Source organism: Chryseobacterium sp. UYP7 (assembly GCF_056279225.1).
The window spans coordinates 361,895-375,130 of sequence record NZ_JBWBQW010000002.1 but is presented as its reverse complement, the minus strand read 5'-3'; the positions used below and the strand labels follow the sequence as shown (position 1 = coordinate 375,130).

Below are 13,236 nucleotides of genomic sequence, written 5' to 3'. Positions count from 1 at the left end.
TAAGGGAAAAGAAATTCTTTCCAAATCTTAAAAAGGATTTCATAAGTTTAAATCTCAAGAATGAAAATTAACCGATACTTTTCTAACACAAATGCCACAAATGTTCTCACAAATGACACTAAACAACCGTGCTATTTGTGAAATTCCATTTGTGAAATTTGTGTTTAAAAAAGTTTAAATTAGTACAAATTGATTTAAAAGATCGTAATTCTTTATGCAAAAAAAACGCTCCCGAAAAAATCCAGAAGCGTCAGTATTTTAAAATCTATTCCTTTAAATATTCATAAACAATTTCGGATTAACCGGCGTATTGTTTTTATGAACTTCATAATGGAGATGAGGTCCCGTAGAACGCCCCGAATTTCCTGATTTTGCGATCACCTGATTCACATTCACGACATCATTTGCTTTCACTAAAATTTGAGAAAGATGTCCGTAAAGCGTGGCTAAACCATTTCCGTGAGAAATAATGACACAATTCCCATAACCGCCTTTTACACCCGCAAAAATTACCGTTCCTTTCGCCGCGCCACGAACATCGGTTCCGTAAGCCACGGCAATGTCTAAACCTTTATGAAACTGAATTTGATCAGCTTCTGCTGGCGGATTATTTTTCTCCGCGATCTTATTGTCCGTCGGACTAATCAAAGTTTTCTTTATCACATTTCCTAGACTGTCCTTTTCCTCCACATACTGCGGAACAGCTTTAACTGCAGGTTTCGAATTTCCTATCGATGCCAACAAAACATTTCTAAATGGAATTGGATTTACGCGTTTTCCAAAGTTTGAAGAAATATAGCCATCCGTCGGAATCCCTAGTGGAACCTGCTGTAATTTATTTTGAAGATCAACCAAATACTGGCTGTAACGATTACTTTGTTTTGCGAGATAAACCGCGTCGGAAAGGCTGTCTTTGGCAAGCATCGAAATTTTTCCGTCCGTAATATTTTTAGACGCCAGAAACGAGTTCAGTTCCCGAACCGTATTATCCACCAAAACCAGATCGTTGCGCATTTCAGAATAATCAATGCTGTCTTTTTGGGTATTGATCTGAACAATGTTCACTTCATATTCCTTACTATCTTTCTCTATGAAAAGTTTTCCGATATATAATGCCTGACCGAAAACCAGGAGTAGTAATGCTCCTAAAAGCACGTTTGTATTTTTTTTATTGCTTAAAAAATTCTTCATTCTTTTATTTTGAAATACTGTTTTAAAATTTTCAGTCTGCAAAAATAAATAAAATTATCTAATTCAGTTGACCGTTATGACTTTATGGAAACTTAAACGGGATTATCTTGTTAAAAGTTGTGGCTAAAGTTGTTAACGTTATCATAAAAATCACCAATAAAAGTTTTTCGTTAAAGAATCTTTTTTTTTCGATTGCCTACTTTCGTATATTTGGCTTTTAACTGAAAAAAATGGATAAGAAAGATCATAAAAGCCGTCCAACCGTTGGTGTTTTAGGAAGCGGAAGTTTTGCAACCGCCATTGTAAAGATGTTGACAGAAAACTGCAAAGTCGTAAACTGGTGCGTTCGCAATGAGTTTGTTAAAGGCGCCATAGAGCTTCGTCACCACAATCCAACCTATCTTACCGCCGTTCAGTTCGATATTAAGAAACTGAAATTAACCACCGATATCAACGAACTCGTTTCAGAATGTGACATTATCGTTTTAGCAACGCCTTCCATCTATCTATCCGATAGTTTAGATAAAATGACCTGCGATTATTCGGGCAAACTTTTTGTTTCGGCCATCAAAGGAATTGTACCGAAAGTGAATGATGTAGTCGCTAATTATTTGCACAACGAATTCAAGATCGATTTCAAAAACCAGGCGGTGATTGCCGGACCTTGTCATGCAGAAGAAGTCGCTATGGAACGCCTTTCCTACCTAACGATCGCTTCTGTGGCTGAAAATCAGAGAGTTTTACACGATCTTTTTTCCTCTCATTTTATAAAAGTGAATTGCAGCTGCGACGTTATGGGAAATGAATACAGCGCCATTCTAAAAAATATTTACGCCATCGGAGCCGGGATCGCAAGCGGTTTGGGTTACGGCGATAACTTTACGGCAGTTTTTGTGACGAACGCGATCCGCGAAATGGAAGTTTTTCTTGAGGAGATTCATGAAACACCAAGAGATGTGAACGAAAGTGCTTACCTCGGCGATTTACTCGTTACCGCTTATTCCTTGTTTTCGCGGAACAGAAATCTGGGGAATTTAATAGGAAAAGGGTACACCGTAAAATCTGCCATTCAGTCTATGAATATGATTGCAGAAGGGTACTACGCCGCCGATTCGATCTACAAAACCTCTCAGGATAAAAAGATGGATACGCCGATCATCGACACGATTTACGGAATTTTATATGAAGAGAAAAATGCCGAAAAGCAATTTCAGAAACTCACCACGAAGTTGAATTAATTTTATTTGGGCGCATCCTGCACTCTTTCGCTTTGGGCAAAACCTCCTTTGTCGGTTTCGCCCGCCGCTCGATCATGCAGGTTGGTCTGCGTGCAGTCGCGCTTTTTAATCTCGTCCCAAGACGAGACCAACAATGCACTTCGCCCTTGCGCAGAGATTTCGCCAATAACAAACTAAGTTTTTAAAAATGAGGAAAGAAGAAGTTATGATGAAAAATCATCTCTTTTTTATTTCTACATCATCAGGATATAATTTTCAAAAAAAAATGATTTTGCAAACTAAAATTTTCCGAAATTAGTCCTTCAAAACAATACAATATGCCAGAATTTTTGACCAAAAGAACTCCAAAGCCGAAATATGATGTCGTTTTAATTGGCGGCGGAATTATGAGCACAACGCTTGCAACCTTGCTTCACGAATTTGATCCTCATTTAAAGATCGCCATTTTCGAACGCCTTGGCAGATTTGCGCGCGAAAGTTCAGCTGCCTGGAACAATGCCGGAACGGGACATTCTGCGTTTTGCGAACTCAATTACACCCCAGAAAAAGAAGATGGAACTATAGAAATCACAAAAGCTGAAGCGATCGCTGAGCAGTTCGAGATTTCTAAACAGTTTTGGTCTTTTTTGATTAAGAAAAATTATATCGACGAGCCAAAAGAATTCATTAATTCCTGTCCGCACATGAGTTTGGTTTTTGGGAAAAATGATGCCGAATTTTTACGAAAACGCCATGATAAAATGATAAAATCCAATCTTTTTAAAGGAATGGAATTTACAATGGATCACGACAAACTGCGGGAATGGATTCCCCTGATCATGAGCAAAAGAAAGGATAATGAAGTTCTCGCCGCGACCAAAATGGATCTGGGAACCGATGTTAATTTTGGAAGTCTAACGAGGAAATTAGGCCGGTTTTTAGCGGAAGATTCCGGCGTTGAAATTTTCCTTTACCACGAAGCCAAAGATTTAGACCTTCGAAAAGACGGGAAATGGGCGATCGAAATAAAAGACCGTTTGCATCAACATACACAGGAAGTGGTTGCAGATTTTGTGTTTATCGGCGCTGGTGGTTATGCGCTTCCACTTTTAGACAGTTCCGATATTCCGGAAAGTGCTGGTTATGGTGGTTTTCCGGTTTCCGGGGAATGGCTTGTTACGCATAATCCAGAATTAATTGCGCAACATCATGCAAAAGTTTACACGCAGGCAACGGTAGATGCGCCACCAATGAGTGTTCCGCATTTAGATCTTCGAATTATCGATGGTAAAAAAGCTTTGTTATTTGGACCCTTCGCAGGTTTCTCTACCAAATTTTTAAAAGAGGGCAGTTATCTTGATCTTCCGGAAAGTATCAACTTTAAAAATATTCGTTCTCTGTTTGGAGCGTGGTGGCATAATTTGCCTTTAACGCAATATTTGGTTAGACAGGTTGCGATGACAAAAGCGCAAAGAATTCAACACTTAAGGGAGTTTGTAAAAGATGCCAACGAAGAAGACTGGGAATTAAAGATTGCCGGACAGCGCGTTCAAGTCATCAAAAAAGATGATAAAATGGGCGGAAAATTAGAATTCGGTACTGAAGTGGTTGTGAATGCAAATGGAACAGTCGCCGCAATTTTGGGTGCCTCGCCGGGAGCTTCTACCGCGGTTTACGCCATGATGCAGGTTATTGAAAAGTGTTTCCCCGAAAAGTTAGAAAACGAATGGATGGATAAACTTCTGGAAATGATTCCGTCTTATGGTCAGAAATTATCCGAGAATGTAGAACTCGCAGAAAAAATGCGAGACTACACGAAAGAAAAATTAGAACTGGAATATTAATAATGTACATTAAATTTAGAACGACCTATTTATATTGCTCATTACCAATTGCTGATTACTTATAAATAAAATGGCAACAATCATCAAACCTGAAATCGTACAGGAAATCCTTGAATCGCTTCAAACAAAAATTGAGGAGGAAAAGCAGGTCATCGTTCATTGTTGTTTTCCGGCAACTTTTTCAGAGGGAAGTTTAATCAGGATCTGGAATTCGACTTATCTGATCGATGACAGTTTAGGGCATAGAAGTGGATTGATCCACCACGAGAATATTTCTATTTTTCCGTACTGGACAGAAGTCCCGCCTTTTAAAGATTTTTGGTTTACGCTCGTTTTCACCGGATTGCCGAAAGACTGTAAAACTTTTGATCTTCAGGAAATAATCCCGGAAGAAGGAGGTTTTCACGTCAAAAATATTAAAAGAAATGGTTCTGACGTTTATCGGGTAAAACTGACTTAATAGAACTTTTTCACACCTTATCATTTTCCACTTATGAAAAAATTCACTCTACTTTTTCTTTTGATCTCTTTTTTAGGATTTTCTCAAACAGAAAGAAAGCAAATTTCTACCATCAAAAAATTTCAAAAAAATTTGAATAAAGAATATAAGAATCCGAAAGAAACGCCGTTGCGTGATGATAATTTTGCCAACTTCAAAAATCATCAATTCTTTCCCATTAATTTGAAATATAGAGTTGAGGCAAAATTTGAGCGGACAGAAAATGCGGTTCCATTTGATCTACCAACTTCTTCCGGACGAACGCAACCTTATATTCAATATGGCAAAGCGACCTTTGTTCTGGACGGGAAAACTTATACTTTAGCGATCTATCAAAGCTTAAATCTGAGCAAGAAAGAAGGGTTCGCAGATTATCTGTTTCTACCTTTTCGTGACGAAACTAATAGCAAAGAAACTTATGGTGGCGGCAAATACATGGATTTGAGAATTCCAAAATCAAATGTAATTTTGCTCGATTTTAATCAGTCTTATCAACCTTTCTGTGCATATAATGCCTACGATTATAACTGTCCGATCGTACCCGAAGAAAATTTTTTACCCGTAAGAATTGACGCAGGTGTAAAGTATGAAGATGTTTATCACCATTAAAAGGTATCTTAGTGGCATAAAAATCGCTCGGTAAACCTCAATATTAAAAAAATTAAACTATGGAACCTTCAAAAAAAAATACACCAGGACCACTTGTTATCGGTTCAATTATAGTCATTGCACTGTTAGTTATTTTCTATTTTGTGCTGACCATGTTTTTCCCGGAATTGTTTCAGAGTATGAATGTTGGAGAAACTCAGCCGGTAAAATAAATCTTAAACTTTTGCGAGAAAAGCCTCAAATTGTTGACTGACAGAAACGCTTCCGTCGTCTTCAATTTTGTTGAGTTTTAAATGTTCGATCTTGTTGACCGAATTGATGTCGAATGGTTTCTGAACGCGCACATAATTTTCGGTGAAGCCGAACATCATTCCATTTTTATTTTCATGCTCCCAAAGTACGGGAAGCGTTTTGCCAACTTGAGTTTGATAGAATGCCATCTTCTTTTTTTCTGAAAGAATTCTTAACATTTTATTACGGCGTTTTCTTTCCGGAATGGGAATAACTCCATCCATTTCTGCAGCTTCGGTATTTTCTCTTTCAGAATAAGTAAAGACGTGCAGATAACTGATAGGAAGTTCATTTAAGAAATTGTAAGTCTCTAAAAATTTCTCCTCCGTTTCGCCCGGAAATCCAACAATTACATCAACTCCAATACAGGAATCAGGCATTACTTCGCGAATTTTTTTAACTCTGTTTTGATACAAATTCGTCATATACCGACGTTTCATTTTCTTCAAAAGATCGTCGCTACCACTTTGCAAAGGAATATGAAAATGCGGCACAAATCGTTTGCTTTTTGAAACCAGATCGATGCTTTCGTCTTTTAGAAGATTGGGTTCTATGGAGGAAATTCTAATTCTTTCGATACCTTCAACTTGATCCAGTTCAGAAATTAAATCCAGAAAAGTATGCTCGTGTTTTTTATTTCCGAATTCACCTTTTCCGTAATCACCAATGTTTACACCGGTTAAAACAATTTCTTTAATACCTTTTGCAGCAATTTCTTTAGCATTCTGCACCACACTTTCTATGGTATCTGAACGGGAGATTCCACGCGCCAAAGGAATTGTGCAGTAGGTACATTTATAATCGCAACCATCCTGAACTTTAAGAAATGCTCTGGTTCGGTCACCGATCGAATAACTTCCGATGAAAAAATCAGCTTCATCGATCTCACAGGAATGAATGATTCCGTGATCTTCGCTTTTCTGCAGATCATCTAAGTAACTCAGAATATTGAATTTCTCTTTCGCACCCAAAACCAGATCTACACCTGTAATGGTAGAAATTTCTTCCGGCTTCAACTGCGCATAACAACCTAAAATAACAACCAAACCTTCCGGATTGGCTTTCATTGCACGCTTCACATGGAGTTTACATTCGCGATCCGCATTTTCTGTCACCGAACAAGTATTAATGACATAAACATTTGCGGGCTGATCAAAATTTACTTTTTCGTAACCTGCATCGGTGAGTTGTCTAGCAATGGTAGAAGTTTCTGCGAAATTTAATTTGCAGCCAAGCGTATGGAAAGCGGCGGTTTTTGTTTGAAGAGAATTCAATTCTTTAAAAAATTTGAGATTGCAAAGATAAGGAATTCAAAATTTTAAACAGAATAGAGCGAAATGGATTCTGTGGAAAGTATTAGATCTTATAATCATCACGAACTTCATCGCTTTTCGCATAGCAAACCGGAGATGAATTTTGCTGAATTTCATCCGGCTTTTGCTTTTTTAAAAGGTCTGTCGTGTACTCAAAAGATTTGTTTCGGGCGATAGAAAGTGTTTTCCATTCCTCATTTTGAAGCATTTTGGCGATATAAACGATTTGCCCAATGTGATAAGGATAATGCGCCAGTTGTCGTAAAACAGCATCGAGAACTAAATGTTTTTCGCCCCGAATTAAAATAATGTTGTTGATGTTGTCCTCAGAAATTTGATTTAAAGCTTCAAATAAAACGGTCCAGCCTTTTTCCCAAACTTCCAGCATTTCTGCTTTTGAATTTAGGTCGTTTTGAAATTCTGAATCGCGGTTTCGCCAGTCTTTTTCTCCATCTTCCGTTAGGAAATTAGTCCAGCGCGAAATCATGTTTCCAGAAATATGTTTGACAATCGCTGCAATCGAATTACTTTCAGAATTATGTTGCCAAAGTGCTTGCTCATCGGTGATCTGGTTAAAAGTGCGATCCCCTAAATCCTTATAGAAAAGGAAACGTTTAATAAATAAATCTTTCATTCTGTTAGAAAATAAATCTAAAGTTAGCAATTTTTCGTATATATGCGCATGGATTGTAAAGTAACATCATTTATGCAGGATTTAAATTCTATGAACGTAGAAAACCTGAAAAAATGGTTCAACGAAGAGAGTAAAATTTGGATTCCGCCCGCTAAGGAAATTCAGGGCGATAGTAGAATATTGGCTTTATTCCGAGCTATTTTTCGAAAATATGAGAGTATCGAATGGAAAGAATCAGAAATTTTCAATTTAGGAAAGGGACGGTTTTTTTATGAAACAGTTTCCCTTGGAAATATGAAAGGAAAAGGATTTTATACGAATAATATCTGCACTGTGATCGCTTTTACGGAGTGTGGCAAGATTAAATTGCTTTCAGATTATTTCAAAGACACTTCTTGTTTTATTTAAGACCTGAAAAATTTCAGCGTTTTTTTGCAGCACTTTTCCCGACATCAATTAGAATGTGGTTTGCCTGCATTGAAAATAATTGATGTAAAAAATTCAGTTAAAACTTTAAATGAATACATTTGCACCTTATTAAAAATAAGAGATAAATGGATTTTAAAAACTTCAAGATGCCTTTCAGCATCAACCAGGAATACAGTAAAAAAGTAGCATATTTTTCGATGGAGTTTGCCATTGATCAAGCTTTAAAAATTTATTCCGGCGGACTGGGCTTTTTGGCAGGTTCGCATATGAGAAGTGCTTATAATTTGAAGCAGGATCTGGTAGGAATCGGGATTTTATGGAAATTTGGTTATTACGACCAAGCCAGAAATCACGATCAGACTTTGCAACCGACCTGGACGGTAAAAATGTACAGTTTTCTACAAGATACCGGGATTAAATTTCAAATAGAAATTCATTCTGCACCGGTTTGGGTAAAAGTTTATTATCTGGATCCGGAGATTTTTCACACTGCACCCATGTTTTTTCTTTCCACCGACGTTCCGGAAAATGATCACATTTCAAAAACAATAACGCACCGTTTATATGATGCGAATGAATCTACAAAGATCGCGCAATATGTTTTGCTTGGGAAAGGCGGCGCGAAATTATTAGATGAGTTAAATATAGAACGCGATGTTTATCATCTAAATGAAGCTCACGGTTTACCTGCAGCTTTTTACTTGCTGAAAAAGTTTGGCGGTGATCTGGAAAAAGTGAAAGAGAAATTAGTTTTCACAACGCATACACCGGAAGAAGCCGGCAACGAGAAACACGATATTTTCATGTGCCACGATATGTCTTATTTCTCCGGTTTATCCATTGAAGAAGTAAAGACGATCGAAGGCGTTGAAGATAACCGTTTTAATCATTCCCTTTGTGCATTAAGAATGGCCCGGGTGGCGAACGGAGTTTCTCAGCTTCACGGCGAGGTTTCCCGAAAAATGTGGAGTAAATATCCAAAAATCTGCGAGATCAAAGCCATCACGAATGCGCAGGAATTTAAATATTGGGCAGACAAACCTCTGTACGACGCGAAAGATGAAAGTGATAATATGCTTTTTGATTTCCGAAAAAAACATTTGAAAAAAAGAACCTTTAAAATTGTCGCAGACCAAACCGGAAATCTTTTCGATCCGAATATCTTCACGATCGTTTGGGCACGAAGGTTTGCAGGATACAAAAGAGCCGATCTTTTGCTTCATGATAAACAGCGGTTCGAAAGATTATTAAACAATCCGAAATATCCGGTACAAATTATTTGGGCAGGAAAACCTTATCCAATGGATTATTCGGCGATCTCCACTTTCAATACTTTGGTTGAAGAAAGTAAATATTACAAAAACATGGCGGTTCTTACCGGTTATGAGCTGGCTTTAAGTAAGTCTTTGAAGCAGGGTTCTGATCTGTGGTTAAATAATCCGAGAGTGCCGAGAGAAGCTTCCGGTACCTCTGGAATGACCGCTTCAATGTGTGGATCCGTAAATCTTTCTACAGATGATGGCTGGATCCCGGAATTTGCGAAGAACGGAATTAACGGTTTTGTAACGCCACAAGCGGATTATAATAATACAAGCGTTTACGATCAGGATAATTTCGATCTCGAAAATCTTTATAACGTTTTGGAAAATGAGATCCTTCCAACGTATTACGACAATCCAGATCAATGGAGAAAAATTCAGCAAACTGCGATGGATGATGTTAAAGTGAAATTTAACAGCGATAGAATGGCAGACGAATATTACAAACAGATCTACGAAAATTAGATTTTTGTAAATAAATAAATAATTTAAGATCCGGGAATGTACATTCCCGGATTTTTTGTTTGAAGATTGCTAACTATTAATCCTCTACTTCAAAATTTAGAAACTTTGGAATGATCAATAATTCAGTTTCCACAGACCTGATTTCTTAGTTCGGGCTTTCTCTTCAGATTTCTGAAAAACTGCTACGAACTTCACATTGGGTGGAAAAGTAGAAACTCTGGCGAATCCTTTGCGAACCAGATAATTATTTACAAAAGTGCCGTCTTCCAAATAAATGTAGGCTAAAGTTCTGCCGTATCGGTCGAGCTTCTGGACATCAAATTCTAAACGGACTTTTTTTTGAGAAAGATATTTTTCCAGAAAGACTTTTGCTTCGCGACCGAAAATCTGTACTTGCTTTCTTTTCCCGACGTTTCGACTTTCCGGCGCATCAATCCCAATGAAACGAATTTTTACTTTGATATTGTTTTCGGCTATAATCACAAACGTATCACCATCGACGACTCGTGAAACCGGGTAATATTTCCCCGCAGTCTGGGCATTAAATTGTAAAATGAAAAGAAAGAAAAGGAGAATATAAAAACGGATCCGCATGCTGCAAAAGTAACTTTTATGTTAGTGTTTCTGCTCTTTTTTATTCACTAAAATAAATGTAATCAACTTTAATAATCAATTTATGTTGAGGAAAAATTTCCGTATTTTTGCGGAGTATGATTAACAGCGACCAAATTAAAGAGGCACAATCCCGTATTCAGGATCTGTATAAATTTTTGCAGATCGAAAAAAAGAAAATAGAGATTAGCAATGACGAAGAAAAAACTTTGTCCCCCGAGTTTTGGGATCATCCAAAAGAAGCCGAAATTTTCATGAAACAAATGCGTTCCAGGAAAAAATGGGTGAACGATTATGAAGAGATTTTTGCGAGGTTCGAGGACATTCAGGTACTTCTGGATTTTGCAAAAGAAGATCCGGATTCCGAGAAAGAACTGGAAACTTCATTTCCCATTCTCTTAGAAAAAATGGATGATCTGGAATTTAAAAACATGTTGTCTAACGAAGGCGACGAACTTTCTGCGGTATTACAAATCACTGCGGGAGCGGGTGGGACAGAATCCTGCGACTGGGCTTCCATGCTCATGAGAATGTACACCATGTGGGCAGAAAAACAAGGATATAAACTTCGAGAATTAAATTATCAGGAAGGTGAAGTTGCCGGTGTAAAAACCGTGACTTTAGAAATCGATGGCGAATTTGCTTTCGGTTATTTGCGTGGAGAAAATGGGGTTCATCGTTTAGTGAGAATTTCTCCCTTTGATTCGAATGCGAAAAGACATACAAGTTTTGTGTCGGTTTACGTGTATCCACTGGTTGATGATACGATTGAAATTAACATCAATCCTGCAGATATTTCCTTTGAAACAATGCGTTCCAGTGGCGCAGGCGGACAAAATGTAAATAAGGTAGAAACGGCAGTTCGTCTCCGTCACGCACCATCTGGAATTATCATTGAAAATTCTGAGTCCCGGTCGCAACTTCAAAATAAAGAAAAGGCAATGCAATTGCTGAAATCCCGTTTGTATGAAATGGAACTCGCGGAACGAATGAAAGCCCGGAACGAGATCGAGGCCGGAAAAATGAAGATCGAGTGGGGAAGTCAAATTAGAAATTACGTAATGCATCCTTACAAACTTGTAAAAGATGTGCGTTCCGGACATGAAACTTCGGATGTTGATGGCGTGATGAATGGCGATATAACTCCGTTTTTAAAAGCATTTTTGATGGGTGACGGAACCGCGGTAACCGACGATGACTTTGCTCTGTAAGTTTGGCAAACTTTAACAATTTATTAATCTTTGTGACACTTCTCTTTTATTATCTTTGCGAATATGGGACATTTTGAAAGTTGGAAGGATTTATTGAATCCAGAATTTTACATACAAATGGGCGGTTTCTGGCTCATCTTATTCATCATTTTTGCGGAGACCGGTTTATTCGTCGGCTTTTTTCTTCCGGGTGACAGTTTGCTCTTCGTATCGGGGATTTATGCCGTAGATATTATGAAAGAAACTTTCGGTTCTTCCGGCAGCGACTTGTTTGATACGACCATGTTGGCAACAGCAGTTGCAGTAGCGGCCATTATTGGTAATGAAGTTGGATACTGGTTTGGTTTGAAAGCTGGTCCTGCGCTTTACAAAAGAGAAGATTCTTTTTTATTCAAGAAAAAATATTTATTTCAGGCGCACGATTTCTTCGAAGATCATGGTGCGCTGGCCGTTATTATGGCGAGATTTTTACCGATCGTAAGAACTTTTACCCCTATCGTTGCAGGTATTGTGAAGATGGATAAGAAAAGATTTTTCATCGACAATGTGATCGGTGCATTTCTTTGGTCATTCATCCTGATTTTTGCCGGTCATTATTTAGATAAACTTTTTATTCAGCAATTTGATATCGACTTGAAAAAGCATTTAGAAATGATTATTCTTGTGATTGTTTTAATTACCACATTACCAATTGTACTTAAGTTTTTCTTCGGTAAAAAGAAACCGGAAAGAACTAGTTAATTTTCTCTTGTATAAAAGATAAAATATTCGGAAAAATAATAGAATCGCGCTTGCGTTTTACATATCTCGGAACATGTCCGGAATTCTTCATAAACACCAATTTATGAGGAATTTTTTTTGAAGTTAATACAGAATCTAAAGCCAGTCCCTGATTTTTATTCACCAGAAAGTCCCGGTCGCCCTGAAAAATAAGTGTAGGAATATTTGATACGTGGGTGATCGGACTTGCAATCTTAAAAGCTTCTAAATTATTTTCGAATTTGTCGCCTACCACTTTTTGAAAGACGCCTTTGCTTCTTTTATAATATTTGCTCGCCTGATATTTTTCCGAATAGAAATCGGTTGGACCACTCATAGAGATGATTTTCTTAATTTCCTGCGGATTATCATAGCCATAGAGAAGCGCCAAATGTCCGCCTGCACTTTCGCCCAGTAAAACGTAATTGCTGGGATTTAAACCCCAACTTTGGGCGAGTTCGTTGCTTTTGAGAACGGCTTTTGAAATATCCTGAACCTGTTGTTGATAGCGAACTTCTTTCGTAAGCAGCCTGTAATTGATATTGATGCTCGGAATATTATTTTTGAAGAGGAAATTCTGAATCATCTTCATGTGTTCCTTATGACCAAATTTCCAGCCGCCACCGTGAACGATCATGACAATTGGACTTTTGGAAGTGTAATTTGCAGGAAGAAAAACATCCATTCTTTGCTGCGTATGATCGCCATATTTTACATTGTATAATTTTCTGGCTCCGTTCTCTTCCACAGCTTTATATTTTGTAGAACAGGAACTAAAGATCATCCCTAAAGCGATAGTTCCCCAAAAATGCTGATTTAAAATAAATTTTCTCATAAATAAAG

At 37.7% G+C, this 13,236-nt stretch carries 14 protein-coding genes; 9 read left to right on the top strand and 5 right to left on the bottom strand.

Annotated features, from left to right (window positions below):
* Nucleotides 1-273: 273 nt before the first annotated feature.
* Entirely contained in the window at nt 274-1,191 is a 918-nt protein-coding gene (locus tag ACZ9HT_RS06005; protein WP_476039555.1) for a M23 family metallopeptidase, read from the bottom strand.
* A gap of 230 nt (nt 1,192-1,421) precedes the next feature.
* On the opposite strand from ACZ9HT_RS06005, the gene ACZ9HT_RS06000 reads away from it, so the two are divergent.
* The 5 genes from ACZ9HT_RS06000 (at nt 1,422) to ACZ9HT_RS05980 (ending at nt 5,572) form a co-directional block, all read left to right on the top strand.
* Nucleotides 1,422-2,429, top strand: coding sequence for an NAD(P)H-dependent glycerol-3-phosphate dehydrogenase (locus ACZ9HT_RS06000; protein WP_476039554.1), 1,008 nt, complete (start codon nt 1,422-1,424; stop codon nt 2,427-2,429).
* 317 nt (nt 2,430-2,746) lie between these two features.
* Nucleotides 2,747-4,252 carry a malate dehydrogenase (quinone) gene (gene mqo, locus ACZ9HT_RS05995; RefSeq protein WP_476039553.1) on the top strand — a complete coding sequence of 502 codons (1,506 nt, stop codon included), beginning with the start codon at nt 2,747-2,749 and terminating at the stop codon, nt 4,250-4,252.
* Nucleotides 4,253-4,322: 70 nt separating this feature from the next.
* Complete coding sequence (locus ACZ9HT_RS05990; protein WP_476039552.1) at nt 4,323-4,712, top strand: hypothetical protein; 390 nt, start codon at nt 4,323-4,325, stop codon at nt 4,710-4,712.
* A gap of 33 nt (nt 4,713-4,745) precedes the next feature.
* Nucleotides 4,746-5,360: a DUF1684 domain-containing protein gene (locus tag ACZ9HT_RS05985; protein ID WP_476039551.1), complete on the top strand. Its 615-nt coding sequence runs from the start codon at nt 4,746-4,748 to the stop codon at nt 5,358-5,360.
* A 59-nt stretch (nt 5,361-5,419) separates the two neighbouring features.
* Nucleotides 5,420-5,572 carry a hypothetical protein gene (locus tag ACZ9HT_RS05980; protein WP_476039550.1) on the top strand — a complete coding sequence of 51 codons (153 nt, stop codon included), beginning with the start codon at nt 5,420-5,422 and terminating at the stop codon, nt 5,570-5,572.
* 3 nt (nt 5,573-5,575) lie between these two features.
* On the opposite strand, the gene mtaB is transcribed toward ACZ9HT_RS05980, so the two are convergent.
* The gene (gene mtaB / locus ACZ9HT_RS05975) at nt 5,576-6,925 is read right to left on the bottom strand and encodes a tRNA (N(6)-L-threonylcarbamoyladenosine(37)-C(2))-methylthiotransferase MtaB (RefSeq protein ID WP_476039549.1); all 1,350 of its coding nucleotides are present in this window, start codon (nt 6,923-6,925) and stop codon (nt 5,576-5,578) included.
* 82 nt (nt 6,926-7,007) lie between these two features.
* Complete coding sequence (locus tag ACZ9HT_RS05970; RefSeq protein WP_476039548.1) at nt 7,008-7,598, bottom strand: DUF1572 family protein; 591 nt, start codon at nt 7,596-7,598, stop codon at nt 7,008-7,010.
* Nucleotides 7,599-7,646: 48 nt separating this feature from the next.
* On the opposite strand from ACZ9HT_RS05970, the gene ACZ9HT_RS05965 reads away from it, so the two are divergent.
* A complete protein-coding gene (locus ACZ9HT_RS05965; RefSeq protein WP_476039547.1) occupies nt 7,647-8,006 on the top strand; it encodes a hypothetical protein in 360 nt (119 codons plus the stop codon).
* Nucleotides 8,007-8,152: 146 nt separating this feature from the next.
* Nucleotides 8,153-9,811: an alpha-glucan family phosphorylase gene (gene glgP / locus ACZ9HT_RS05960; RefSeq protein ID WP_476039546.1), complete on the top strand. Its 1,659-nt coding sequence runs from the start codon at nt 8,153-8,155 to the stop codon at nt 9,809-9,811.
* Nucleotides 9,812-9,925: 114 nt separating this feature from the next.
* Here the strand turns inward: glgP and ACZ9HT_RS05955 are convergent, their stop codons facing one another.
* A complete protein-coding gene (locus tag ACZ9HT_RS05955; RefSeq protein ID WP_476039545.1) occupies nt 9,926-10,405 on the bottom strand; it encodes a thermonuclease family protein in 480 nt (159 codons plus the stop codon).
* A 116-nt stretch (nt 10,406-10,521) separates the two neighbouring features.
* Here ACZ9HT_RS05955 and prfB point away from each other — a divergent pair, with 116 nt between their 5' ends.
* Together prfB and ACZ9HT_RS05945 are read left to right on the top strand one after the other, a co-directional pair.
* Nucleotides 10,522-11,634, top strand: a complete 1,113-nt coding sequence (gene prfB / locus ACZ9HT_RS05950; protein ID WP_476039544.1) for a peptide chain release factor 2 — start codon at nt 10,522-10,524, stop codon at nt 11,632-11,634.
* A gap of 63 nt (nt 11,635-11,697) precedes the next feature.
* Nucleotides 11,698-12,375, top strand: coding sequence for a DedA family protein (locus ACZ9HT_RS05945; protein ID WP_476039543.1), 678 nt, complete (start codon nt 11,698-11,700; stop codon nt 12,373-12,375).
* Here ACZ9HT_RS05945 and ACZ9HT_RS05940 read toward each other — a convergent pair.
* Nucleotides 12,368-13,228: an alpha/beta fold hydrolase gene (locus tag ACZ9HT_RS05940; protein WP_476039542.1), complete on the bottom strand. Its 861-nt coding sequence runs from the start codon at nt 13,226-13,228 to the stop codon at nt 12,368-12,370. The genes ACZ9HT_RS05945 and ACZ9HT_RS05940 overlap by 8 nt on opposite strands.
* Nucleotides 13,229-13,236: the final 8 nt, after the last annotated feature.

Bases quoted from the DNA above. Each gene is read 5' to 3' on its own strand.
- ACZ9HT_RS05985 (WP_476039551.1), top strand. From the start codon at position 4,746: ATGAAAAAATTCACTCTACTTTTTCTTTTGATCTCTTTTTTAGGATTT.
- prfB (WP_476039544.1), top strand. From the start codon at position 10,522: ATGATTAACAGCGACCAAATTAAAGAGGCACAATCCCGTATTCAGGAT.
- ACZ9HT_RS05955 (WP_476039545.1), bottom strand. From the start codon at position 10,405: ATGCGGATCCGTTTTTATATTCTCCTTTTCTTTCTTTTCATTTTACAA.
- ACZ9HT_RS05940 (WP_476039542.1), bottom strand. From the start codon at position 13,228: ATGAGAAAATTTATTTTAAATCAGCATTTTTGGGGAACTATCGCTTTA.
- ACZ9HT_RS05965 (WP_476039547.1), top strand. From the start codon at position 7,647: ATGGATTGTAAAGTAACATCATTTATGCAGGATTTAAATTCTATGAAC.
- mqo (WP_476039553.1), top strand. From the start codon at position 2,747: ATGCCAGAATTTTTGACCAAAAGAACTCCAAAGCCGAAATATGATGTC.
- ACZ9HT_RS05945 (WP_476039543.1), top strand. From the start codon at position 11,698: ATGGGACATTTTGAAAGTTGGAAGGATTTATTGAATCCAGAATTTTAC.
- ACZ9HT_RS05990 (WP_476039552.1), top strand. From the start codon at position 4,323: ATGGCAACAATCATCAAACCTGAAATCGTACAGGAAATCCTTGAATCG.
- ACZ9HT_RS05980 (WP_476039550.1), top strand. From the start codon at position 5,420: ATGGAACCTTCAAAAAAAAATACACCAGGACCACTTGTTATCGGTTCA.
- ACZ9HT_RS06000 (WP_476039554.1), top strand. From the start codon at position 1,422: ATGGATAAGAAAGATCATAAAAGCCGTCCAACCGTTGGTGTTTTAGGA.
- glgP (WP_476039546.1), top strand. From the start codon at position 8,153: ATGGATTTTAAAAACTTCAAGATGCCTTTCAGCATCAACCAGGAATAC.
- ACZ9HT_RS05970 (WP_476039548.1), bottom strand. From the start codon at position 7,598: ATGAAAGATTTATTTATTAAACGTTTCCTTTTCTATAAGGATTTAGGG.
- ACZ9HT_RS06005 (WP_476039555.1), bottom strand. From the start codon at position 1,191: ATGAAGAATTTTTTAAGCAATAAAAAAAATACAAACGTGCTTTTAGGA.